At 37.5% G+C, this 25,996-nt stretch carries 22 protein-coding genes; 12 read left to right on the top strand and 10 right to left on the bottom strand.

All coding sequences use genetic code 11. The features are described 5' to 3' along the window. Positions 1–13: 13 nt before the first annotated feature. The 9 genes from MUB35_RS25290 to MUB35_RS25250 all read right to left on the bottom strand — a co-directional run bounded on the left by MUB35_RS25290 (position 14) and on the right by MUB35_RS25250 (position 13,608). Positions 14–583 (bottom strand): sigma-70 family RNA polymerase sigma factor, encoded by a 570-nt coding sequence (locus MUB35_RS25290; protein ID WP_054337558.1) that lies wholly within the window; start codon positions 581–583, stop codon positions 14–16. 14 nt (positions 584–597) lie between these two features. After that, positions 598–1,008 carry a zinc-finger-containing protein gene (locus tag MUB35_RS25285; protein ID WP_004223692.1) on the bottom strand — a complete coding sequence of 137 codons (411 nt, stop codon included), beginning with the start codon at positions 1,006–1,008 and terminating at the stop codon, positions 598–600. 869 nt (positions 1,009–1,877) lie between these two features. Next, positions 1,878–5,861 carry a VaFE repeat-containing surface-anchored protein gene (locus tag MUB35_RS25280; RefSeq protein WP_117843970.1) on the bottom strand — a complete coding sequence of 1,328 codons (3,984 nt, stop codon included), beginning with the start codon at positions 5,859–5,861 and terminating at the stop codon, positions 1,878–1,880. A gap of 54 nt (positions 5,862–5,915) precedes the next feature. After that, complete coding sequence (locus MUB35_RS25275; RefSeq protein WP_117843971.1) at positions 5,916–9,098, bottom strand: TraG/VirB4 family ATPase; 3,183 nt, start codon at positions 9,096–9,098, stop codon at positions 5,916–5,918. Further along, entirely contained in the window at positions 9,095–9,718 is a 624-nt protein-coding gene (locus MUB35_RS25270; protein ID WP_025580269.1) for a DUF5038 domain-containing protein, read from the bottom strand. Before MUB35_RS25270 ends, MUB35_RS25275 begins: the two co-directional genes overlap by 4 nt. Positions 9,719–9,729: 11 nt before the next feature. Beyond that, a complete protein-coding gene (locus MUB35_RS25265) occupies positions 9,730–11,553 on the bottom strand; it encodes a lysozyme family protein (RefSeq protein WP_025580267.1) in 1,824 nt (607 codons plus the stop codon). 2 nt (positions 11,554–11,555) lie between these two features. Next, positions 11,556–12,479 carry a hypothetical protein gene (locus MUB35_RS25260; protein ID WP_025580265.1) on the bottom strand — a complete coding sequence of 308 codons (924 nt, stop codon included), beginning with the start codon at positions 12,477–12,479 and terminating at the stop codon, positions 11,556–11,558. A gap of 13 nt (positions 12,480–12,492) precedes the next feature. After that, complete coding sequence (locus MUB35_RS25255) at positions 12,493–13,203, bottom strand: conjugal transfer protein TrbL family protein (RefSeq protein ID WP_004223652.1); 711 nt, start codon at positions 13,201–13,203, stop codon at positions 12,493–12,495. A gap of 24 nt (positions 13,204–13,227) precedes the next feature. Next, positions 13,228–13,608 carry a hypothetical protein gene (locus tag MUB35_RS25250; RefSeq protein WP_025580263.1) on the bottom strand — a complete coding sequence of 127 codons (381 nt, stop codon included), beginning with the start codon at positions 13,606–13,608 and terminating at the stop codon, positions 13,228–13,230. Positions 13,609–14,133: 525 nt separating this feature from the next. Here MUB35_RS25250 and MUB35_RS25245 point away from each other — a divergent pair. From MUB35_RS25245 to MUB35_RS25225, 5 genes are all read left to right on the top strand, one after another. Further along, complete coding sequence (locus tag MUB35_RS25245) at positions 14,134–15,120, top strand: S8 family serine peptidase (protein ID WP_025580261.1); 987 nt, start codon at positions 14,134–14,136, stop codon at positions 15,118–15,120. Between the two features lie 18 nt (positions 15,121–15,138). Beyond that, positions 15,139–16,239, top strand: coding sequence for a radical SAM protein (locus MUB35_RS25240; protein WP_117843972.1), 1,101 nt, complete (start codon positions 15,139–15,141; stop codon positions 16,237–16,239). A gap of 1 nt (position 16,240) precedes the next feature. After that, a complete protein-coding gene (locus tag MUB35_RS25235) occupies positions 16,241–17,476 on the top strand; it encodes a radical SAM/SPASM domain-containing protein (protein ID WP_025580259.1) in 1,236 nt (411 codons plus the stop codon). A gap of 58 nt (positions 17,477–17,534) precedes the next feature. Further along, complete coding sequence (locus tag MUB35_RS25230; protein WP_173684410.1) at positions 17,535–17,678, top strand: hypothetical protein; 144 nt, start codon at positions 17,535–17,537, stop codon at positions 17,676–17,678. A 90-nt stretch (positions 17,679–17,768) separates the two neighbouring features. Further along, positions 17,769–20,135 (top strand): ABC transporter permease, encoded by a 2,367-nt coding sequence (locus tag MUB35_RS25225; RefSeq protein WP_161276371.1) that lies wholly within the window; start codon positions 17,769–17,771, stop codon positions 20,133–20,135. 176 nt (positions 20,136–20,311) lie between these two features. On the opposite strand, the gene MUB35_RS25220 is transcribed toward MUB35_RS25225, so the two are convergent. Next, entirely contained in the window at positions 20,312–20,566 is a 255-nt protein-coding gene (locus MUB35_RS25220; protein WP_226824571.1) for a hypothetical protein, read from the bottom strand. A gap of 317 nt (positions 20,567–20,883) precedes the next feature. On the opposite strand from MUB35_RS25220, the gene MUB35_RS25215 reads away from it, so the two are divergent. From MUB35_RS25215 to MUB35_RS25185, 7 genes are all read left to right on the top strand, one after another. Further along, the gene (locus tag MUB35_RS25215; protein ID WP_025580962.1) at positions 20,884–21,573 is read left to right on the top strand and encodes a response regulator transcription factor; all 690 of its coding nucleotides are present in this window, start codon (positions 20,884–20,886) and stop codon (positions 21,571–21,573) included. 5 nt (positions 21,574–21,578) lie between these two features. Further along, on the top strand, positions 21,579–22,496 hold the full coding sequence (locus MUB35_RS25210; protein WP_117843973.1) for a sensor histidine kinase: 918 nt from the start codon (positions 21,579–21,581) through the stop codon (positions 22,494–22,496). A gap of 139 nt (positions 22,497–22,635) precedes the next feature. Beyond that, positions 22,636–23,559, top strand: a complete 924-nt coding sequence (locus tag MUB35_RS25205) for an ABC transporter ATP-binding protein (protein WP_055151469.1) — start codon at positions 22,636–22,638, stop codon at positions 23,557–23,559. Then, positions 23,552–24,361, top strand: coding sequence for an ABC transporter permease (locus tag MUB35_RS25200; protein ID WP_117843974.1), 810 nt, complete (start codon positions 23,552–23,554; stop codon positions 24,359–24,361). Before MUB35_RS25205 ends, MUB35_RS25200 begins: the two co-directional genes overlap by 8 nt. Before the next feature lie 5 nt (positions 24,362–24,366). After that, positions 24,367–25,152: an ABC transporter permease gene (locus tag MUB35_RS25195; protein WP_117843975.1), complete on the top strand. Its 786-nt coding sequence runs from the start codon at positions 24,367–24,369 to the stop codon at positions 25,150–25,152. 274 nt (positions 25,153–25,426) lie between these two features. Then, the gene (locus MUB35_RS25190; protein WP_025580957.1) at positions 25,427–25,627 is read left to right on the top strand and encodes a plantaricin C family lantibiotic; all 201 of its coding nucleotides are present in this window, start codon (positions 25,427–25,429) and stop codon (positions 25,625–25,627) included. Positions 25,628–25,743: 116 nt separating this feature from the next. Then, the gene (locus MUB35_RS25185) at positions 25,744–25,884 is read left to right on the top strand and encodes a hypothetical protein (protein WP_244807029.1); all 141 of its coding nucleotides are present in this window, start codon (positions 25,744–25,746) and stop codon (positions 25,882–25,884) included. Positions 25,885–25,996 lie beyond the last annotated feature (112 nt).

The raw sequence follows: 25,996 nt of genomic DNA, 5'->3' as shown, positions 1-25,996 counted from the left end.
AATCGTTCTCCCTTCAAGATAAAAGAGTATATAATTTGGTATCCTGCTGTAAGTATTTCCGGGCTTTGCTTTGCCATGCCCGGACATGATTCATTGGGACACCATAATGTTTGGAAATTTCTTGGTTGGTATATCCTTTTTGCTGCAGGAGCAGGGCATGTATTCCTTTTCTTAGTGTATTGCAGCTTCTCGCTTCTAAGGACTGCAGGTGCTTATAAATGGGTTCCTGGTTCATACATTGTTCCTGCCATAGTTCGGTTTTTTGGTCTACAAGCAGGGGTTCCATGTCAAATTCGGAAGATGCATACATGGAACAGGTGTATTTTCGTTCTTTTTGCAGTTTTCTCCAATAACTGTAAATGGCATTTCGTATGGCAACTCTGGCGTAAACTGCAAAGGGACGGGTGTTGTCATAGTTCATGGCGGCTTTGCATAAAGCTAAGTTTCCGGCTTGCAGAAGGTCTTGCTGCTCATCGTATGAGACATAAGCACAACGAGTAGTCAATTTTTTTACCATTTCAGGTACCAAATATAAGTACTCCTCTGTCAATCGGCGTTCATCATCTGTCATCGGGATGATCATACATATCCCCCCTTTCAACCAATGGCCCTGAGAGGGATATGGTTATTCTCCAGAATCTTCATGGATTCCAGAATTAGTTGATCACACATATAAGTGCTAAATTCTCCGATGTGTGCTTCCTTGGCAGTCAGACAGAATTTATCAGCAATCCAGCGGTAAGCCTCCGATTTCGTAAAGATGTGGTTTAGCCATATCTGGTCAAACACCCGGTGTGCTTGGATCCTTTTTTGCCGAAGCTCTTTGTTTGCCAGTTTTCCTTTGGCATTGGTAGTGCCAGGATGAACTCCTACATAAGAATTACACTGTGGGAAGTGACTGCACACATAGAGTTTTCCATCTTTCGCTTTATTTCCATATACATAGGACGCATCCCTTAAAATTGCGATGCTGCCGCAGTATGGGCAGCGGATTTGTTTCTGTTTCATAAAGATTCACCTCGCTTACGTGTTTTATACGTATATTGTAAGAAAGCAGGTGATGAATTCCCATAGGATGGGCATAGAAACTACTCCCAGATTCGGACTAAATGGCACAAAATGGCAGAAAATCTAAGAATAGAACAGTGCCTTGATAAGCGGAAAGAAACCGCTGTCTGCAAAACGTGAGTAATTTACTGGTGTAAAGATGAACCCTGCACAGAAAATCCGGATGACATAAACAGAAATCAGAGCTATACATAGCCGATACAGATTTCTGGTGCGTCTGCTCCAGGGCTTTCTCGGACGAAACTTCAGGTACAGGATTAAAAGTGCAGGAATAAAAATTAAGTTCGTAAATATTGTATCGATTCCTTGAATCATAGCAGTGAAATTCAACATAAAATCGCCTCCTTTCTTATCCTGTACGCAGAAAGTACCAAAAGTGCAACCTTTTACCAGTAATAATGGGATGCTTCCTGATGCCGCAGTAAAGCAAAACAAGGACATGGCTTATCGGTCAATGCTTCTTTTGCAAAGTAGAGTCCATATAAGGACTGAAACTGTTCCAGTGTTATGGCGGACAGGCATTCCGTTGGTTCCGGTATGCGGGAGAAGAGCATACGGGCATCTGCCATGGGCAGGATACAAGGACTGCCGTTTTCATCTGGATGATATAAGAAGTGTGGGCCATTACAATAACCTGGGGTTTTACAGGAAACGCAGCGAACATAAATACAGGAATGCCAATTTCCATCACAAATATCTAAAAAATGCCGGATGTGCTTGGCATCGGCATTACAACGAGATTGTTCCATATTCATCACCTTTATAGCAGGCAGCCGTAAGAAGCTGCCTGTGAGCATATTTATTGATAGTTACTTATCTTTTTTTCGCTTACGGATATATAAAATACCAAATCCGGCAGCAAAGAGGAGTGCGGCACCTGCCAGTAAAAGATAAGGAAGAATGGTTGTTTCATCTCCAGTCTTGACTGGTTTGGAAGGTTCCGGTGTGTCTTTTGGAACTTCCGTAAGTTTTATCGTCTGTCCTTTATCGTCCAGATCCTCATGGGAAGCAATTTCAAGTGCTGTTTCTCCTTCAAGGGAAAAAAGTTTTTCAAAAACGACTACATCATGACCAGCCAATGTGCTTCCATCAAAAGTGAAGATGACTTCGACAGAACCATTGGAATCCTTTGGTGTAAATTCTGTTTCTGACGTGACAGGTTTTCCATCAATCAGAACTTCCTTTTGGGTTGTTTTGTCCATCAGTGTGCCGACCAGTTTGTATGGAGTATCCGGAATCAGATTTTGGTAGGATACGGTGTCAATGATGGTTACTTCTTTCGTAGCAACGGCTTCCTGATCCCCATCCGCTTTGTCCTTCGCAGTAGTTCCAATTCCTGGGAAGTAGATAGACTGTTCATGGTCTTCTATATCGGCGTGAACAGCAATCTCTTTTTCCTGATACGTTAAAGACTCAAAGACAACAATTGTTTTGCCGGACAGGATGCTGCCATCAAATGTAAAGGTAAGTTCAATACTGCCAGAGGCATCTTCAGGAGTAAAGGTCGTAGTGGCAGTAATCGGTTTACCATCTGCCTGAAGAGGCTCTTTTGTCTCTTTGTCCATCAAGGTACCGGTAAGTGCATACTCTTTTCCTGGAATTAGGTTACTATATTTAACCGTGTCAACGATGGTAATCTCTTTATCGGTTTTGGTAAAATGATCTCCGTCTGCTTTATCTTTTGCAGTAGTAGCGATTTCTGGGAAGTAGATGGTCTGCCCATTATCTTCAAGATCTGCGTGTGTTGCAAATTCTTTGCCGTCATAAGTAGCAGATTCAAAAACAACTACGGTTTTTCCGGCAAGGGAGGTCCCATCAAAAGAAAAAATCACATCTACCGTTCCAGAGGATTCTTTAGGAGTAAATGTGGTTTCGGCAGTAACCTCTTTCTTATCTATTTCGACAGGTTTTCCGGTTTCTTTATCCATAAGGGTTCCAGTCATAACATATTCTTCGCCGGGCAGAAGATTTTTGTAAGCTACCGTATCTACAAGGGTAACTTCTTTATCTGCTTGGGAAAGATTCATATCTGTTTCCTTATCTTTTGCAGTGGTCCCGATTTCTGGGAAATAGATAGTCTGATCCTGATCTGTAATGTCCGCATGAACAGCCAGTTTTAAATCCTCCTGGTACAGTTCCTCAAATACTACGATTGTTTTGCCCTTCAGAGAAGAGGCATTGAACGTAAAGGTCACTTTTGCAGAACCAGAAGATTTTTTTGGTTTGAAGGTGGTTTCTGCTGTGACAGGTTTTCCATCTATTTCAATTGGCTTTCCGGATTCCTGATCCATCAGTGTACCGATGAGCTTATAAGACTGTCCCTTCTTTAAGCCTTCGTATTCTACGGTATCAACCAGAGTGATTTTTTCTTCTGGTTTGGCAAAGTGGGAGTTGCTGTCTTTGTCAAGGGCAGTAGTTCCAATGGTAATCTGATCATCCGTTAAAGTTCCCATATCCACGACTACGTGATTTTTGTATACAGAGACCTCAATTTTTAAGAGGTTCATACCTTCATTGGAATCGCAGCGTTGTTCTTCCAAAATATAGGTATCATAAATCAGGGCTCCTTTGGCATCATCAGGTTTAGAAGCGCCAAACCAGATTCCGTCTTCAGAAGTTTCCCCACGATTGGTATTTGTAGTGTGCTTATTCCATTCTGAGGAAGTACTGGCATAGCCATTTTTGTCTGTTACAATGGTATGACTTTCTCCTGTAGTTTTGGAGGTAATGGAAAATGGGACATTTGCCAGCCGGTTTAAATCTCCGTCAGAGACCTTTACGAATTCTAAATCGCCACGGATTACCTGATTGGAAATCGCTGTTTCTTTTGCAGTTAAATCCAAAATTTTCCCATTTTCTGTGATATGAAACTCCTGAGAGAGTTTGCCCTCGTTCAAATAACCTTCCGGTGCTTTTGTCTCATCAACCCGGTAATGACCATAAGGGAGCGTATCTTTTTTGGTGGAAGCAAGCCCCTTTTCATCTGTCTTCAAAGTGAGAACTACTTGATCTTTTTCGTAAAGGGTTCCATCCACAAGAACAGGATTTGGACCAAGATTGGTGATTGTAAATTCTGCATCCTTTAAAGAAGCATTTCCCTGTGGTTTGGCTTCTCCTGTTTCCAGATCCCGTTTTTGGATTTTGACACCGCCACGGATAATCTGGTTAGAAACAGAAGTCTCTTCTGTTGTTAAATCTACGATTTCTCCATTTTGGGTGATGTCAAATTCAAGAGCCTTTGCACCATCGGTTAGGTATCCGGAAGGCGCTTTGGTTTCTTCTATCCGGTAATGTCCAAGGGGCAGGGCATCAGCGGCACTTGCAGCAATACCATGTGTATCCGATTTGATTGTAAGCACTGCCTGACCATTTTCATAGAGCTTTCCACCTACCCATACTGGCTGTTTGTTCAGAGTGGTAATGGTAAATTCGGCATCTGCAAGAGATGCGGTTCCTTGTGCTTGTGTTCCCTGAGTTTCCAGATCCCGCTTCTGAATTTTGACGCCGCCTCGGAAGACCTGTTCTTCGACAGAAGAAGCGTTATAAATAGAGATAGTTTCTTCCGTACCGGTACTGGTGATTTGCTGCACGAAAACAGATTCGTTTGGAAGATAGCCGGCAGGGGCTTTGGTTTCCTGTACGGTTACTGTACCCAGTGGGAAGCAGACGGTCTTTCCATCACTGGCATAGAAAAATTCATCCCCGGATACCAAATAATCTTTTGTAAAATGGATTTCTCCAGAGGCATCTGTTTTCAATATCCAGGTGCGAACCGGTTTCTTACCATTTGCTCCGGGATCGGTAGCTGACTGCTCTGTATAGAATTTTATTGTAAATTCGGCATTGGCGAGAGAGCCGGTTCCCTGTGCAGAATTTTGCTGTGTGTCAGCATCCAGCTTTTTAAGGAGCAGTTTTACGGGATTATTTTGAGGAATATCCTTTACTTTTACGGTAGATGTTCCTTCTGCTTTTACCGTAACATTATGGGCGGAAGTATCTATAGCAAATCCTTCTGGGGCACTGATTTCTTTGACGGTGTAACTTCCTTCAGCCAGTTCTTTGGATTTTGCATATCCTTTTTTATCGGTAACAAGAGTTTCTACCAGTTCTTCCCCTTTGTAGATTCCGTATTTGGCTCCTTCTAAAGAGTAATTGCCATTTTTATCGGAAATATCGGTATTGGCAGAGGATTTCTGCAGTTCGATAAAGCCGTTTGGAACCTGATACCAGCTTCCTGCAAAAGTTTGGGAAGCATTGCCAGGAACGATAAAAGCACGGAAGGATTCTGGTGGGGCAGGAAGCCCTTCAATGGCGTTGGCAACTTCCAATGCTTTGTCAATATAATTTTGAGGTGCGCCATGGAAGGCACCGGTGTCCCCGTTATTTCCAGCGTGGATATAGGAAACGACCAGATGACCAATGACATAAGAGTTGTCATCGGACCATCCTTGGAAATATTGATCTTTTATGAGCTTTTCGTAGCCGTATCCACCATTGACATAGTAGAGTGCTTTTCTAAGCGGGGAATCCTTTCCTAAAAGATTATAAGGATATTGTCCGGAAGCAGGTGTTTTCTTTAATGGTTCAACGCAATAAGCTGTATTATTACCATCAAAACTCATGCGGGAAGTATAATAGTCCCCGTATGGAATTTTGGCTCCTGCCTTATAATCAATGGTTCCATCTGCAGCATAAGCGGTATGGGCATTGAAAAAGAGTGTGCTAAGAAACATCGTGACACAAAGAAAAAGGGCGGTTAGCCGGATATGAGGTTGTTTTGCTGGTTTTAACATAAATCTCCTCCTTTGTTAAAAAGAAAAGCAGCCATATTCGGGCTGCAGGTAACATTAACCGACTTTTTTATCCTGGCGTTTCAAGATTTCCAGGAGTTCCTGTCGGTCTGTGGTAATTAATTCTTTTTCCAGGTTGGAAGCTTTAAATTCCACAGTGATATTATTGTTGTTTGTTGAAATCAGTCCGTTTCCACGTTGGAAATGGGTGATATTCATAACTTCGGTTTCGGAAAGACGAAGAATGGTTTTTACACGTTGTGCCTCTTCATCTTCCATGTTAAGAATAATTTTGGTTTTACAGTTATTGATAATGCCTTTTCCATATTTTCCGTCATCAAGAGCAAAAAAGTCGTTGAGGTCCTGGGTTGCAAAAATACCGGCACCAGAGTATGCCCGGATGATCTTGGCGATCTCCAAAACGAATTCAGCGGCCAGACGGTTACTGGAGGCACCGATGAGCTGCCATACTTCATCTACGAAAATGGCTTTTTCTTCGGTACGATTTTCTTTGGCTTTATCCCATACATAGTCCAGAGCAACAAACATCCCTACCGTTAAGAGATCACTGGAACCAGTCAGCTCTGAAATGTCCAAAACGGTATATTTATTGGTCAGATCTACATTGGTCTGCTGGTTAAAAGAGGAAGCAGAGCCATGGACAAGACGGTTCAGGATGTGAGCCAGTCGTTTGGTATCTTCAGTTTCCATCAAAACATCATATACATCTCCAAGAATTGGCATCGCTTTATAATGATCCGGGTGTTTGGGATCAATGAGGGATTCATTCTTATGGGTGATTCCCTTTCTTGCATAGGTTTTAATCAGTGCTTCGTCCAAAAGCTGTTTTTCCTCATGGCTCATATCTGGAATGAGCAGAGAAAAGAAAACGTGCAGACGTTGAATCTTACTGGCTAAGGCAGATGCGTCTAAAGTTGGACCGTCCAGCAGCTCATTGACAGAGTTATCTACTTTTCGGATTTCCATGACATTGATGCAGTTTTGGCTGGCAGGAGAAATCTGGATAAAGGTTCCTCCTACATTTCTGGCAGCCCGATAAAACTCATGACCTTTTAACGGTGCGATGATAAATACCTGGATTCCTTTACGCCGCATACGAAGTGCCATAGTCTGCATGGTAAAGGTTTTTCCGGATCCAGAAGTGCCAAGAATCGCAATATTGGAGTTTTTATATTGTTTGGAGTCAAAAATATCAGCAATCACTAAAGAGTTGTTATGCTTATTTACTCCAAATAGGATGCCGTTGTCATCGCAAATGCTGTAGCTGACGAAAGGATAGCAACTGGCAGCTCCGGTGGTTAAGACATTTCGTTTTGAGAGTTCATAGAGCTTCTTATCCAGGTTTACAAGAGGAAGGGAAGATAAAAATCCCTGTTCTTGCAGGAAGTAACAAGACCGCAGATCCATATCCTGTGAGATGAGAAGTTTTTTCATCTCCTGAATCCGCCATTGCAGTTCTTCCAGATCACCTGCCGTAATCGTAATCAAAAGATTCATGTAATAGAAATCTTCATTATTAGCAAGTCCCTGTTTGAGGAAATAGCCGGAACGGATGGCAGAATCCAGATCATCAAAATCCGCATTGGTATCAGAGGCATCTTTGATCTTTGAACGGTTGATCCGGATTTGCTGTCCAAGACGTTGCTGGATCTTATCTTTGGGCTGTTTATGCAGAAAAAAGTCAATGTCAATTCCTTCGCCAGCATTGATAAGCAGGGACAGCCAGCCTGGCATTACTTTTGCTTTGTAACCATCGCACGGCACCAGCAGGTAAGAATGGTAGATGCCATTTACCAGCACATAGTTACTGTGCTTAAAGTCCAAAGACTCTGGTGCAATGAATTCATTGATATGGATGTTATCCACTTCCTGCTCACGACCAGATTCCATATAGCGGGTCAGTACCTGGTTAATCCGTTTTGGCAAAGGGGTTTCGGTACATTTGGTACGGTTCAGTAAAGTGTAGAGTACATCGGTTGTAAACTCATCTTCATTGTCATGAACCAGCACATCGTTGCCGCATTGATATAGAAAGGTTTTTGCGGTCTGTGCAGCAGTTTCCAAAGCTGCCAGGATTTCCTTTTCCTCCACCTTCCGATTCACATTGAAAGGTTCGTATTCAAAGATTAGGAAAAAACGTCTGGAAACCGCTTCTCTGGAACTTAACTGCCGGACAAATTGGATATAGTCTTTTTGTAACTGCCGGCAGTTAGGATCTGATTCCCGTTCCATTTCCAAACGGGACTGTTCCAGATGTTTGTTGATATCCGCTTTTTTGGAGATCATCTTAATCTGCAGTTTCACAGGGCTGATTTTTAGGTAGGAGATGAAGCTGAAAATGATCCCCTGTTGTTCCCTAGCACTGCGTAAGAGGAAATTGATCGGTTCAATCTCCAGGATTTTTACATAACGATGGTCTGTCGTGTAGATAACACCATTGGCAATCTTATCAATAGGAAGATAATCTTCCAAGGTGATTTCTTTTCGTTTTTTCTTTTTGCTTTTCCCGGAAGCAGCAGATGACTGGTTGGAAGCTTTATTCGCAGTTCTTTCTTTTTTTCGTTCCTCCAAAAGTTGCTGCTTTATCTGTTGTTTTTCAAGTTTTGCCTGCCTTTTCGCACTTTTACGTGCAACGTTTTGTTCTTTTTTTAATTGTCGGGACTCAAATTTAAGAATCCGGATGTCTTCACGAGCCTGTTTGCGTATTCCACGTTTTGTAGAAGTATCAAACTGCCGACGTTCTTTTTTTTTAATAGCAGAGGATTCTTTTGTCTCCTCTTCGGAAGACATCTGTGAGCAGTTCTCTTCAGAAGAAGATTCTGCAGGTTGTTTTGGATGCCGTTTGCGTTTCTTGGTTTTTGGTTCTTTGTTGCGGGGCTTTTTTATCCGGTACTTTTTTTTCGGCTCCGGATGTACATCCATACGGTAAATAACCCGGCGGTTTTTCAGAAAACGCAGAGCGTTCATTAAAAACGCAGTAATGCTTTCCCCACCGATTCCAATTAGAGAAATCATAGCTGCAGGCAGAGCAGTCATACAGAGAATAATAATCCTGACAGTGAGTGTCAGAGGCAGATTGATAACAGGAATGGTGATCAGGATTGCCAGGATACCGCCTTCGATGGCATTACGGATTTTAAACATTCCGCCCATAAAGGTCCCTTTTTCTATAAAATTGCGAGGGATGAAGACAGGATGTTGTTCTTCAGTATTGTTCATGGCTGCACCTCCTTTGGTTCTTCCATGGAAGGAGTTTCCGGAACTTCTGTGACAGGGGCAGCTTTTTCCGAATTCACTGAGGTATCATCATAACCGCCTTCTTGCAACTGTTCAATTTCCTCTGTTGTGATGGAAGGAAGTTTGTCATCTGTCGGACGTTCATAGATGATTTCTTTTCCAGAATCAGGGGTACGTTCCTCACCGAAAAAGAATCTTCCAGTAGAGGAAGTGTAGTACACAGGAAGAACGGACTTATCCGGAAGCTGGAACGAAAAATTAATATCAGAAGCATTGGGATAGGTAGTATCATCAGCAAGGAAACGGATGGAAGTTAGAGACATCTGTTTTACGTTTTTAAGATAGGAGGTCAGTTCTTCCTGAAAAAGTTTCACCTGTTCCTTGGAGAAAAAGTCTTCCAAAGCTTCAAAATCCTGAAAGCTTATGGATTCGTTATTTTCTGCTTGTTCTGTCTCGGTATTTTCATTATTATCGTGTTGAGTATTTTCTGTCTCGGATTTTTTGTTTCCTTTTTGGGATTTCCAGATGGAGGGAAAGACAAATCCGATGATAATTAAAAAGGCCATCATAAAGATAGCCAGAATTGCTTTTTTTCTGTTCATAAGTGTCTCCTTTATTTTTTAGCGAAGATCCAATAGGCATTTGCGGTTGCATGCACTTCCGTCATCATATCGAATTCACGGTTGATGTAGTTTTTGGAGGAACTGTCATTGGGATCATTGACTAATACTTTACCTCCAGCCGTTACACCACGAAGGACAATAAAATGTCCGCCACTGGTAAAAAGCCCAGCTCTTTGGGAACTGATGACCGGATGACCTTCAGATAAAGCCTGAAGTACCTGGTTGGGATCACTGGTCTGTGTGACAGCCCCACACCCAAAATGATCGGACGCTGCCTGGAAATAAGACCAGTAAGTGCCGACTCCTGGTTTGTAATAGGAATTTCCGCACCAGGATATTGCATCAATAGGTGTAATGGTAGTGCCTGTAAGATAACTGGCAATCATAGCAAAGCTTGTCGGACCGCATCCGCTGCTGGCGATGGAACCCCCGCCGTATGGAATGTTTCCATAGTCTGTCTGGAGATAGTGTGGAATCTGCATACCGTTTGCGGGATAGCTGCCACCACTGGCAGTAATTTGGTAATACCGAAGGACATGATCCACATATTCTTTATCACCATACAGGTCATAAGGCCAGCTTGGTCTTGCACACATCATATCAGAGTAGGCAATCGCATTTTCCTTGGTATAACCACCGTCACGCTCCATTGCCCAGTCAATGTATGCAGAACCGTAGTTGTAACCCTGAAGAGCCAGTTTAATCCGGTCTAAGTCCGTAGGTCCGGTACAGCCGGCTTTGTCGAGGGCATATTTTAATTCCTGTACTCCACATTCAATGGAGTATTCAGGATCTGTAATCCCATTTGGCACATGGGGATAGCGGGTATTAAATCCACCTTCCGCTGCTTGCATAACATCCAGCCCTCGTCCGCCAGATTCCTGCATCATGACTGCCAGAATTAAATCCACATAATCACTCATACCATATTTCGCAGCAGCTCTTTCTACAGCAGGGCGGTAGGACAATACCTCATCGCTAAGATTGATAGCAGCTACTATGCCGGAAGAAGCAGTACCAAAGAAAGCAGTCAGGTTTTCGGCATAGTTTTTGGCAAGTTCTTTCTGCTTGTCTGTAAGATGGAATACATGGTCTGCAAAATAGGAATCTCCAGCATAAACAACGGTATAGGTGTGTTTCGTAAAAGTAACCGTCTGTGTTTGTGCCTGCCCCTGTTCTGTGCCGGCTTCTCCTTCTGCATCGCCATCAACGGTAACTTCCATGGTAACTGTCTCGGTTGCTACATCATAAGAAAAAAGTCCTTCTTTGTTTTCACGGATGAGTTTCTTTAATTGGTTTAGGTTGATGTTTTTATAGTCATCCTGGCTGGCACAAAATTGTGAAATCAGCAGATTGGCATTGACGGAGATGCTGTATGTATAGGGGTCATTGATGGATGCAGTATCACCTTGTGGAAGACGGGAAATTGCTGCATGGATCTCTGCCAGAATGTCTTCATGGCTTTCTTCTAACACTTCAACGATGGCTTCACGGGAAGCACGGATGTTTTCACTGATCATAGAGTTGCTGTTCAGTACATCGCTTTGTTCGGTCAGACTTCCAAAGATCAGACCAGGGAGCATCACAATAAATAAAACCGGAAGCAGCAGTATGGCGAGAATAACAAGGAGAATTTTAGCGAACTGATTCCGGTTGGCTATGACTGCTCCAATCGCTGCTGAAAAAGGCCCGCCAAGGGCTGCACCATATCCTGCTTTGGAGAAAGTGGCTGCTGTTTTTAAGGACTTTAGGTGAGAAATGGTACTGGAGCCTACATCCATTGCTTCGTCAAGTCCAGAGCGTTCTGTATCCATCACTAAATCCGATCCTTTCTTGGAGGAGTAGGAGGAAGCTTTTGGACAATGGATTCGTTGTAGGCTATCTTTCCATCGCCAGCATCATAAGGAATTTTGGATACCGTATTTTCAGCATACTGTTTGTACCAGGTAGCTCCGTCTACAGATTGAACAGTTTCATAGGTTCCATGGGTAGGAGCCGTATATTGATCGGCATGGTACATAGCAAATTCCCGGCTGTCTCCATTGGAACCGGACTCAACTCCTGTTATCCTGCCGCCGCCAATTTCAACATTGGTATAGGAATGATCTGTTTTATCTTCATTTTGAATTCCCATGTAGGATTGAAATGCAGAAACAGCCCCATCACCTTTGATCGAGCCAACTTGACCATAGTTTCCCTGAGCAATATTGCTGATAACGTTATTGGCAAAATCTCCGCCCTTTTCAAGGGAAGACTGATAGAGTGCATTTCCGATACTTGGTCCTTCGGTATATCCGGTGGCTGCATTTACCGCAGAACGCTCTGTCTGCCTTCCAACGGCTCCGGCTAATCCTCCGGAAAGGAAAGAACTTTGTACTGCAGCACTTCCGGGAGAGGAAGAATGGGAACTACTATGGCTTCCACCTCCATGCCCTCGAAAGGAACTTGCAAGACCTCTTCCGGCGATTAAAAGTTCAGCCATCATATTTCCACCAGTATTTCCAACATTGACTCCCAGACTTGCCATAAAGCTGTCAATCTTTTGAGAAACCTTCAAAAAAGCAATGGCACACAGAAACCAGATAAAGACATTACCGGTGACCGTTTCTTTTCCCTGTGCATCTACAGCTTGCTGCACCTCTGCTTCTGTAAGTTCAGCGGCAAAGACCGGCATGGAAGTTACAAGAATCAGACAAGAAATCAATAGCAGGCTGCAGAGCAGTGTTTTCTTATGTTTCATAATCTCCTCCTTCCTAGAGTGATAAAGGGTTTGCAAGGAATGTTCCGACCATGGAAGTAAACAGCCGCAAACACCAGGCGTTCATTAAAAGCAAAAAGAACTGTCCGCCGAGCATACGGCACCAGCTCTTAAAAACATTTCCGGTAGCCTGGGAAGCACCCGTGGAAAACGCAACAGGTGCGGTGTAGACCAGAACTCCAAGTAGTATGTAACGTTCCGCAGCTTCAAAAAGCAGCTTGATGTAATTCCAGGCAAGGATCAGTACCAGTATGAGGGCAACAATGGCAACAGCACCATTGGCACATACCCCCAGGATTACTGTGATCACAGAATTGAATTTGGCAAATTCCAGTGGTGGAAGATCTTCAGTCAGAATCCAGCTATACGGGGTTCCTGCAATATTCAATAGAAGATCCACGATGTCCTTGGCATAGAATGTCAGGAAAAGGAACATAAATGTCCGCAGTGATAATTTGATTGGATCTTCAGCATCAATCCCTGTCCCCATAAAATAATTCTTAAAAAGCTGCCAAACCCAGTTTAAAAGGATGAGTCCGATAGCCAGTGCCAGAAAAATCTGGTACATTGTTTCCGCTGCTGGAAAATAACGGAGAAAAGTATCCATGGAACATCCCAGTGCACCCAGAACAGAAGTAGTAATCAAATCCAGAATGTTCATGACCTGTTCGGCAATCCATTCTACAATTCCGTCAAGTATTCCCATGACAGAGCCACCTCCTTATCTGCATTATCCATTCCACTGCCCGCCGGCAAAGAACGGTGTAATGTAAGCCATGATAAATCCCAGACCATTGAGAATCGCCCATGTAATGATGATTCGTTTGAGCCATGCCCTGGATTCATCCACGGTTTTTCCAGATTTGGAAAAATTCATCAAGAGCAAAGCAACCGATGCAGTTACAACAGCCGCAATGGTGGAAATCAGAATAATCTGGTTATATACGTCTTTCATGATTTCTGAAGCTTTGTCCCAGATGGTAGCAGCCATAACGGGTTGTACATTACAGGCAATCAGAGTGAAAGCGAGGAAGGCAGTATAGAGATATTTTCCATAGTTCCGATGATGTTTCATGCCCGGTGGGGCTTCTTTGTGTACATGGTTTTTCAAGTAAATGAACCTCCTTCATAAAAAGAGGGCAAAGTGAGATCTTTCACTTTGCCCTGGCTTATAGTTTTCCTGCCTCATAAAAGCTTCAATCCGGTCAATACGGAGGAACGCTTATTCTATATTTAGTTGTGATACTCCTTTCCATGCACTAAAAAACGCAGCTTGTACCAGAGAAGAGGCATTCCCTGGAAAGCTACGTTTTCGCTACATATAATTTTGACAGTATCATTCTAACATGGGTAGATTTCCCTGTAAATCGCAGAAGTGTGCCAAGTTGGGACATAAAAAGGAATAGTATGCGCCAACGAGGAAAGAAAAAAGACAATGTAGACAAAAAATATTACTAAAAAAAAGAATAAGGGTATATTGAAAATGTCTTAGATAGTTGAACATAAAAAATAAGCATATAGATTGATACTGGGATATAGCTTCGGGGATTAGGATTTATGTTTATGTGAATATGAATTTTAAAAAAGAGAATGAACGTATGGAATAAGATCTAAAATGAAAGGGGGAATGAGTATAATGAGGATTGGTGTGATTGATTCAGATGCCATATTTCAACACCCGTTTTTTTATGGCAAAAAGATAGAAATAAAAAGAATGAATCCAGGATATTGCATTAAAAATAAAAATTTCCCATTTTCTCATGCGGAATATGTATGTGCATGTATTTTGTTGGAAAATCCTACGTCTGAGATATTACTTTATAATATAATAGGTGGCAATGCTGGGAATGAGGGAGAACTACTTTACAGAAGTTTGGAAGCATTAATTGAAAAAAATGTAGATATTATTAATATTAGTTTAGGAGTAGAGATTCCATTCTCAAAAGAGCTGTATGATTTATGTAAAAAAAGTCCAGTGCCAATAGTGGCAGCACATGCAAATAATAACCAAACTGCATATCCTGCATCGTATGATAATGTTATTGGTATTAGGCGTGAGTTTGACGGAAATGTTATTCTCAAAAGGAGTGGAAATCAGAATTTATTATTGAATAATAAGACTTATGTTTCGTTTAAACAGTTAGATCAAGAACATTTGATGCAAGGCAATAGTTGGTATACAGCGAAACTTACGGGAATAATAAGTTGTTTTAGAGAAAACAAAAATCTGGGGATTGAAGATATAGTTGATTTAATAATGTCTTCTAGTCTGAACCAGATAAGTAGCGTTAAACAGAATAATTCTGAAAATGCAATTTTGGTAACTAATAGGAGTGATAACCAGAGGCAAAAAGAATTTATCAAACAATGTTTTTCTAAAGTTCATATTATAGACATAAATAATTTAGAAGCACAAAAAATAGTTGGTTATTACGATAAGTTGTTTATAGATATTGATAAATATAGCGATTTTATGTCAGCTAAAAAGGATTTGCTAAATTTTGTATATGATATCCGTGATGCTTATAAGCACTGTTATATTCGATATCCTTTTTTGGGGTATTATGATAGATACAGGTTTTTGACTGAGAAAGGAATTTTAATAGAACAGCTATATTTTTAGTAGATGATAGGAGAGTAAATGTATTCATTAACATTAGAAATTACTAAAAGATGTAATTTGAATTGTTCATATTGCTACGTGGAAAATAAAGAAAAAGTGAATATGAAATGGAAAACAGCACAATTGGCAATAGATATAGCTATGCGTGAGGCCATCAAGCAGAAAGATAAAACTTTAAGTGTGTATTTTATTGGTGGAGAACCTTTGCTTGCTTTCGGGCTTTTGAAAGAGATTATTTTTTATATAGAAAAGAAAAACGAACAAATTGGATTAAATATTTTTTATAGTACCACTACAAATGGAACTGTATTTACAACAGAGATTATAGAATTTATGATTGAAAAAAGAGTACGATTCAAAATTAGCATAGATGGTTTAGAGGATGTTCATAATGAAAACAGGAAATTTGTGAATGGTGTTGGAAGTTATAGTGAAGTTAAAGAAAAACTTGTATACAAAGAAGAATTTGAGAAAATGACAGGAATTGCTGTACATGCAGCACAACTTATTAATACTAATACGTATACTAAATTTTCAGCTTCATTTAGGCATTTACATGAATTGGGATTTCGATATATAGAAACGGAGATAAATGCCTATCAGAAATGGAATAAGGAAGATAAAATTTGTTTGTTTCAGCAAATTGATGAGGCATTTGAGTATTACATTTCTTCTAGAAATAGAGGACAACTATGGGTATGGAAATTTTATAATGATATGTTAGAAGGCTTTGTAGCAGATTATTTGCCTTTTTTCCCTTGTAAAGCAGGATTGGTTTCGTTATTTGTAACAGTGAAAGGAGAGTTATATCCTTGTATAGAAACTGGGAAAAAATATATGATAGGAAGTGTAGACAAGGGGTTAGATGCAGAGTATATAAGAAAAATTATTAAAATAGAGAAAACGCAAAATACGAGATGTTTACAGTGTAAAGAGTATAAAGAAAATAAATGTAGAATTTGCAGTTGTTTATTTGGAAATTACGAAAATACAGGAAATTGTTATATACCTTCTGAAATTAACTGTGAACTTACTCGACATGTAAACAATATATTTCGAGAAAAATATAGTGAAGAACAAGTAGCAATGCTTCGAAAGCATTATAGGAGAGAGTTGTAGTATGGGATATAAATATAGGGTGGTGGAAATTGGAGAATATGTTCTAATTATCCAAAGAGAAAAAAATATTTGTTTTAAAATGAAGAAAAAAGAATTTGAAGAAGAGGGTGACATAAAGATTCGGGAAATTATAGATGGAATTTCAAAAATGCGAAAGAAATATGATGTGACATTTCCTGAGAATAAAAAACAGATGAATACAATTTATCTATTTGTTACGGATTATTGCAATCTGAACTGTGAATTTTGTGCTATGCGTTCTAATAATAAGGATATCAAAAAAGAGAAATTGTCTCAACTTGAAGTAAAAGAACATGTAATTGATAAAATTAGGAAGGCTAACCCTAGAAAGTTAATAGTCAGTGGTGGGGAACCGTTTGTCCTAGAGGACATACTAGATATTCTTAAAGAGTTGAAGGAAAATATTAATACAAAAATAATTGTTCAGACAAATGCGACTCTATTAACAGAAAAGACTATTAAAAGCCTTAATGGAATTATTAATTCCATAGAAATTAGTACAGCCCATTATAAAAATACTGAGCAATTAAAAGAAAAGATTGCTTTATTGAATAAATACAAAATAGATGTAGTGTTAACATTTACATATCAGAATGAAAAGGAAAAGATGTTGCTTCGAGAAATCATAGATATGGCTGCATATTACGATGCTGATTTTTTGTTGCATTTTGTAGATTATGCAGGGAGTGCAGCAGATAGAGGTTATCCATTATTAAATTATCAAGAAAGGTTAAAGGTATACTGCTATTTTGCTAAATATATCATAGAAAAGGGCTATACGAATAAACGTTTTGCCGGAAATCTTTTTCATGCGGTAGAATTGAGCCATCCATGTTCAGCATTTGGAAAAATGGCTGCTTTTTTCCCTGATGGAAATATATATTTGTGTCATTCTCTGGTTAAAGAAAAATATCGAATAGGCAGTATAGAACAAGAGACGGATATAGAGCAATCGATCGAAAAAATATTGTCTAATGACAATGTGGAAAAGTTATTTTATATGCCTAATGAAAAATGTAAGACTTGCAAATTTAATTGTGTTTGTGGAGGAATGTGTCCAGCACTTATAGAAGAAGGAGTAGATTCTGACTGCACATTAAGAAAAATTATGTTTATATATAGCATGTTTATATTTGATAAAAATGAAAATATAGCAATAAATTTGGAAAGATTTATAAAATTTTGTGAAGAGGAAGAGTATCAGCAATTTTTGTGATATGTATATAATTAGTGAAAACTATTTATATAAATTTTTAATGAAAGGAGGAGTCAAAATGCTGGAACATAAAGAGAATAAGGAATTAACAGAGGCAGAAGTTAATGCGTATGATCTCGTCATTATTTGCTACGGTAAACTGAGAAAAGATTGCTTAACTGATTGCTTAGACGGTACTTATTGGTTATCACCAGAGCAGTAAGATGTGCTAGGAAAAACCCATTTTCAAAATCAGAATTTGGTTTTGAAAATGGGATTTTTCGTAAATTTATATAGAATTGAGGTAGGAAAAATGAAAGGCAATAATGAAAAAAAGGTAATAGGGCATTTAGCAAGACAGGATTTGAATAGTGTGAGGTTAAAGAAGTTTTGTGGCATTTTAACGATAATATTGTCAACAGCATTAATTATAGTGGTAACACTTTATTTTGTACAAACACAACGTTTTTCAATTCAAGATGCTGAAGGTCGGTATCAAGCGACATTTATGGATGTTAATTCTAAGGTTGTCAATAAAATGAAAGCCATGAAGAATGTTGAAATGGGAGAAACTAGAACACTGGGGACATTAAACCAGGGGACTTATAAAATTACTATAAGAACAATGACAGAGTCGTTACTAAAGTTAGGAAGATATCCCGAATTAAAGGGGAAATTACCTGAAATGGAAAAAGAAGTTGTAGTAACTGATTCATATTTAGAAGAGGTTCAATCAAAGGCCAAAATAGGTGATTCTATAGAGATAGATTTAGGAGATGGAAAAGAAAGCTATGTTATTGCAGGAATTTTACCTATGCAGAGTACTGCAGATACACATTCGATATATGTATCTGATAAATTGATTGAAAGAAAAATGCCAGGGGCTTTATATAGCATATATTTTAAAATTAACGATACTCAAGGCTGGAACGAAGCCGGAATAAAGAGTGAAATTGATAAAATAGCACAACAATTAGATGTACCAAAGGATAGCATTGTTTATTCATCTTATTATTTTTCTCTTATTAGTCAGAAAAGTATTCAATATATAAGTGTTATTTTGGGCGTGAGTTTAGTCATTGCAATTATATCAAGTATAGTTATTTATAGTATATTTTTTGTTTCTGTTTTGGAGAGAATTGGAAAATATGGACAGATGAGAACATTGGGTATGACTAAAAAGCAAATCAGAAAAATAATAAAAATAGAAGGGAATGTTTTAACTCTAAAAGGTTGTTTTTGGGGATGTGTTTTTGGGGGTATTATAGCTTACTTTATTCAACCAAAAGGATGGTATTTAGTGAATACTATTTTAATATCAGGTATGGCGAGTGCGTTTGTTTATTTTGTTGTAATGTTATCTCTTTATAAACCAGCAAAAATAGCATCTGCAGCCTCTCCAATAGAAGCATTACGATATTTTGCAGATACAGAGGTAAATATAAATAGGAAACATTCATATAAAAAAATTACATTGTGGAGATTAGCATTGTTAAGTGTGCAGCGTAATAAGAAAAAAACGTTTTTAACAATACTTTCTTTAGGAATTTGTGGAATAGTTCTTATGGCTAGCTCTTCCTACTTAAATTCTATTGATCCATATAATATGGCAAAAAAATCAATGCCAAATGGTGAAATAAAAATTGAACTTGGAACATACGGACCACAGTCTTATACGAGTAAACAATATTTTGATTTACAAAAAAATAATATTTTAAATCAAGAGTTGCTAAAAAAATTAGAGGATATGCAAGCTGTCGAATCAATTAAACAGTATAAAGGAACAGTTTGTGACATAACATTACCGAATGGCGATACAGATATTTTTGTTGTGGACGGAATACAATCGGGGGATATTACTAATTTAAAGAAATTTTTAGTAGATGGTGAAATAGATTTTAAGAAAATGCAACAGAAAAATGGAATTGTAGTTTCGGAAGCAAGTGAGTGGGAAACTTTATGGGATTGGGAAGTTAAAATTGGTGATACAATTAATATTTTAGATAGCGAGGGTGTACCAGTAAAATATGAGGTTGTAGGAATTGTAGAAAATGGTGCTGATTATGGCGGCTACAATATGGTGTATATGCCTTTATCTAATATGGAAGAATTAAGAAAAGATGTATTAAATTTAACTTATCAATTGAGTATAAAAACAACAAGTGATACAAATGTTTCAAAAACAGAAGATATGATTAGAAAGATGTTTCAAAATGAAATGCCTATCCAATTTACTACCATAGATGATGTTGCTGCTTCATATAAACAAAGGATAGATGCATATAGAAAGCCAGTTTATGGTTTAGTTATATTTGTAGGAATTTTTGGTATTGTTAATTTGCTAAATATGCTGTTTTCAAATATGGCAACACGTAAACGAGAATATGGAATGCTACAATGTGTAGGTCTAACTGATAAACAATTATCATCTATAGTAGTAAAAGAGGGAATCTTATATTCCGTTGGTTCGATTTCAATTTCTTTGATTTTTGGAACTATTTTTGGGATTATACTGTGTAATGTATTTAGTTCCTTTAGTGTTTTTGGAAAAGTGATATATCACTTCCCATTTAAAGAAATGACGGTATATTTTTCAATACTTATTATTGTTCAAATGATATTTGCCTATATAATTATTAATTTTTACAAGAGAGAGAGTCTGATAGATAGAATAAAATAGAGTATATCTACTAATAAAAGAATTTTATAAATTAATATATGGGCATTGTATTTGTTCTTTTGCTTCATAAACTGCAATATATTTTTGGTTTGAAAATTGAGTATGAGGGTGAGAAAAGATAACAGAAAAGGTAGGAAAGCGTTCAGTTGATTTCCTACCTTTCACATTATGGACTGTTAAATACTCTGTTTAATAATACGAGTGATAATCCCCACTGCAACATTCCGTTCTTCATCAATATGTGTCACAACAAAGGACACCTTATCTTTCTTCCCAACGGTGCGGCTGTCGTAGCAACTGTGAGCAATGGCGTTGACGCCCAATTCTAACCGGACAAAAACAGTTCCTTTGTGGATGTCTTCCACCGTTCCGGCATATTTTCCCTGTACCCGACAACTTTTCAGATTTTCTTTGCTGGTGTTGCCTTCCACGATTTTTACATCTGCATGGATGGAGAGCGTTTCTGGGGAATCTCCCGGGATAGTTAAGATTCGGACCAGAATATGTTCCCCTACCTGGAATCGTTGTCAGATTATTCTAGTATGGGTGAATTTTTTTTAATTGTAGAGGTTTGTCAAGTTGAGATGAAGAAATAAAAATTTGATATATAAAGAGTTAGCCAAAATGGTTCGATATATGAATTACAAGAATATTGTAAGATACAAACGGTTAATATAGTGATAAAATAATTACCAATATAATTGTTGCAATCAATTTGAAGAGATATACATATTACTGGAGGCTTGAGATGAGAAAAGATATTATAATTATTGATGATGATAGGGATTTATGTACACTCTTGCAAGAGAGTCTTTTGCAAGAAAATATTTGTGCAGATATTTCATGCAACGGTTTTGATGGGATAAAATCAGTAAAAGATAAGGAATATCAATTAGTTGTATTGGATGTGATGATGCCAGGAATCAGTGGTTTTGAAGTTTTAGAAAGAATACGAGACATGAGTAATGTACCAATACTAATGCTTACAGCGAAAGATGACAGCACCTCAAAAGTAAAAGGGTTGCGGGCGGGAGCTGATGATTATTTGACAAAACCTTTTGAAATGGAAGAGTTTTTTGCAAGAGTATTATCTCTAATAAGACGTTACACACGTTTAAATAATATGGCTAGTAAAGCAATTTTGAAATATGGCGATTTAAGAATTGACTTAGAAAGTGGCATAGTAGAATTGTCTGGTGAAGAGCTTAAATTATCTGCAAAAGAATATGATGTACTTATATATCTTGCAAAAAATCAAGGAAAAATTCTCACGAAGAAACAAATATACGAAAATGTTTGGAACGAAGAGTATGTATATGATGATGATAACATAATGGCAGTTATTAGCAGATTGAGAAAGAAAATAGAGCGAACAGCAGAAAATTCGTATATTCAGACTGTAAGAGGTCTTGGATATAGATTCAATAAGGAGTTATGAGATAAATGAAATTATTTTATGTGGTGCTAGTCATACTTTTATTTTATAATTTGGGATTGACACTTTATGTGTTTAAAATTAATAGAAGACTAAAAGAGTTCAATCAAATACTTTTAGAAATAGAGAAAGGTCAAAGCAAACAAAAGTTTCTATTGAAAAAAAATAATAGGATAGATCAAGTTGGATTTAGAGTAAATTCTATATTGTATAAATATGAAAAAAGGATCGAAGAGAGTAACATAGAGTTGGAAGCAAATAAGCAACTCATGACAAGTTTATCACATGATGTCAGAACACCCATGACAACCTTAATAGGGTATTTGGACGCTCTAGATTTAAAACTGGTAAGTTCAGATAAAGAGGAACAATATCTAAGACTAGCGAAAGAAAAGGCGTATGACTTAAAAAAATATATCGAAGTGTTATTCGAGTGGTTTAGGATTAATTCAGATGAGGAACAGTTGGAAATAAAAGCAGTTGACATTACTGAAGAAACCAGAAGGATTTTTTTGGATTGGATCCCTATAATAGAAGAACATCGAATAGGATATAATATAGAAATTCCTGAGAAAGCTATAATTGTTGAGATTGATGAGGATTGTTATATGAGGGCTATAAATAATATTGTGCAGAATATTTTTACTCATAGCAAAGCAGCAAACATATCAATAACAGCATCAGAGGGGAATGGTAAATTTAGACTCGAGATAGGTGATGATGGGATAGGGATAGCAAAGGAAGATTTGAATTATATTTTTGAAAGATTATACCGGTGTAATAAAGGAAGATCCGGAAAAGGGAATGGACTGGGATTAAATATTTCAAAATTATTGCTAGAGAAAATGGGTGGGACAATTAGTGCATTTAGTGAACCGGGTAAAGGAACAGTATTTTGTATTGAATTTTCAGTTATACAAAGGTAACAAAAAAGATGATACGTTCGAGTATCATCTTTTTCGTATTAAATAAATTACAAGGTTCTTGTCAGGTTTCTGTCAGGTTCCTGTCAGAAAAATATATTATACTGTAAAACATAGAAGATTCTGAAAGGAGAAAAACCAAATGTCACAATACATTATACAAACACGTGATTTAACTAAAACATATGGAGAACAGAAAAGTGTTTCCAATCTAAATATGCATGTAAGAAAGGGAAAGATATATGGACTTTTAGGGAGAAATGGAGCTGGAAAAACCACAACTATGAAAATGCTGCTAAACCTCATAGAACCGACATCAGGTTCCATACGTATTTTTAATAGAGATATAAGGCTTGAAGAGAAAAAAATATTACCTCGAATAGGATCACTGATTGAAAGTCCTGGATTTTACCCTAATTTGACAGGTACGGAAAATCTTAGAATTTTTGCGAAATTGAGAGGAATCCCAAGAACTGATGCTATCGAACAGGCATTAAAACTTGTTAATTTACCATATAAAGATAAAAAGTTATATTCGCAGTATTCATTAGGAATGAAACAGCGATTAGCTATAGCATTAGCGGTAATGCATGATCCAGAAATATTAATTTTGGATGAACCAATTAATGGCTTAGATCCGATAGGAATCGCAGAAATAAGAACATTTATAGAAGATTTATCTAAAAATAGAGGGAAAACTATATTGATCTCTAGCCATATACTTTCAGAAATTGCTGTTTTAGCAGACGATATTGGTATCATTGATAAAGGCGTACTCATTGAAGAGGGAAGTATGAAGGAATTAGAAGAAAAAAATGGAAAATATATACACTTCAAGGTTTCTGATAATGCCCAAGCAGCAAGAATACTGTCAGTGTATTATAAAGAATCAAATTTTAAGGTATCAGGAAACCAAGATATAAATGTGTATAATCTCAGTATATCAATACCAGATATAGTTCGTTCCTTTGTTCAAGAAGGAGTAGACGTGATGGACGCTCATTTGTGTGAAGATACTTTAGAGGACTATTTTAAAAAAGTGACAGGAGGGGAAGGAATTGCTTGATTTAGTCAGATGTGAGTTTACAAAATTGAAAAGAAGGAAAATCACGCTCATGCTGATTGTATTATCATGTTTTTTCCCCTTAATTGTGGTTATGACAACTAAGAACGGGATGTCTGGTGATCTGAGCACACATTATTTGAAAATGAGGTTTGATTTATCCTTTACTATGACACAGGGCTATGGTCTTGTATTCCTTGCACCTTGTTTAATAGGAATGCTTGCGACAATCTTGTTCTTTATGGAACGAGATAATGATACATTTAAAAATATTAGAACAGTGCCCGTGACAATTACCAAAATGATCCTTGCAAAGATCTGTGTACTTTTTATATATGGTACTCTTTTTAGCCTGGCGAGTGTATCATTTACAATATTCTTTTCATGGATATTGAAGGTTGGTATTATATATGATTTAGCATACAAGCTAGGATTTAGTATTATATTTGGGCTTGTGATAACGATAGCGTCACTTCCTATTGTGGTTATAATAGTATATTTTAATAAATCCTATTTAGTGTCTACATTGTTGGCATTTTTTTATTCGATTCTAAATTGGGGAATTATCGGTTTATTTGAAACAATGGCAGTGAAAGGTACCGCAAAATTTCTAAATCTATTTCCAGTTATATGTGCGATGGACTGGACAAGCGGTAAACTGGTAGATCATGTAATAAAAGATAATTTGTCAAAAGAAGCATATATTATGTTTCCGTCAGATATTTATGCATTTTTGGTATTAGGAGTAACATTGTTCTTATCTTTAATGCTTATGATTAGATTTTATAAAAAATGGACGAGGTAATTTAAATGGGAAATATTATATCAACAGAGTTATTAAAAATTAAAAGATATTCAGTTGTAAAAGCTGGATTAGTTATGATGTCGCTATCTGTGTTAATGAGTTGCTTTTATTCAATTGCAAGCACAAATAAAGTATGGGATTTTCAGTATTTTATACAGCAGGTAATTATTAGTAATTGTACATTATTTTTCCCGATTATTATTACATTAGTCGCTGTGTACATTATTTCCAGGGAAACAACAGATGATACATTAAAATCTATTTTAACAGTACCTATTTCATATAAAAAGTTACTTATTGCTAAATTTTGGCTGCTTTTATTTTTAACTATAGTTTTTAGTATTTTTAACGCTCTTTTGTCAATATGTTTTAATGCTTTTTTAGGATTTTCTGGAATGAATATTCATATGATGCTGATGTCAGCCGCTCAGATTATTGTATCTGACATATTGGTGTATATATCAGTACTTCCCATTATTATTGTTTGTGCTTTTGCAGAAGGAAAATCATTGCTGGGAGTTGCCGTTGCATTCATCTACGGATATTTTGCAACAATGGAAGGAAGTATGCTTAATTGGTTTCCAATCAAGGCTGCAATGATACTTGTTGATCCTAAATGCGGAAGCGAATATGGAATAACATATAAAATTCCTCCTGCGGCGATGTCTATAATTGGGGTTTTGGTGGTTTCCATACTATTGTTTCAAATGCTAAACAGAACCAAAAAGAATGTTTATATGAAATCAAAAAGAAAAGTAAAGGTAAAACAAACAAGACGGAAAGGGTGGTAAAAAATGGTGGATTGAATGTAAAGAAATGTTGTCCGTAATCATAAACAATTTTAATATATGTTTGTAAGGAAGGAGAAGAGAAAATACATACTGCTAGTCAAGTGAACTTAACAGAACCTTTTAAGGAAATGAGAAATGAAAAAATAAATATCTTAGGATGAACCTGAAGGGTTCTGTATTCCTGCAGTATTTTGTGAAAAATTAAATCGTATAGATATAGACATTTTGAATTTACATATGGTATCTATGCAAGAAGCAGTTAGGAGCGTGCCTTATGAAGAAAAATTATAGAAATCCAATGACAAGACCAGAAAATTTCATGAATCCGGCAGGAAATGTAATGAAGGAAATTAAAGAGGCGGATTTAAACAATTTTTCCGCAGGTGCTGGTGAACCAAGAGTTTCCGATGGGTCTCAGTTCTGTACATCAACAAAAGAATGTAACTGGGGAACAATTATGTTTGTTTGCTGTTAGTTTATGAGAGTGGTATGAAACCACAGGTATGATGACTACTGAATGAATAGGTTTGGCTTCTATGCATAGATATCATATGCAAATTCAAAATTTTTTACATAATGGAGGAGATTATTATGGATAAAAATAATTGTGACAATAATTCCTATTTTTATGAAAGAAATTATTATAAGGATGTTCCAATCAAAGATACTCAAATATTAGAATATTGGAATAACATTTTAGGTAAAGATGTTATTGAATCAATAGATGAATAATCCGGGGTGAAATCCATCACCTGTCCGGCGTATGGAAATCAATATTCCGTTTTTTACGGAATCACGATTCCGGAAAAAAGGGAATCGCATTTTTCCTAAAACCTTATAATGA

Origin of the sequence: Blautia sp. NSJ-175 (assembly GCF_022867815.1) — a bacterium.
GTDB lineage: Bacteria > Bacillota > Clostridia > Lachnospirales > Lachnospiraceae > Blautia > Blautia celeris.
The sequence above is the reverse complement of the archived record's forward strand: the minus strand, read 5'-3'. Positions and strand labels throughout refer to the sequence as shown.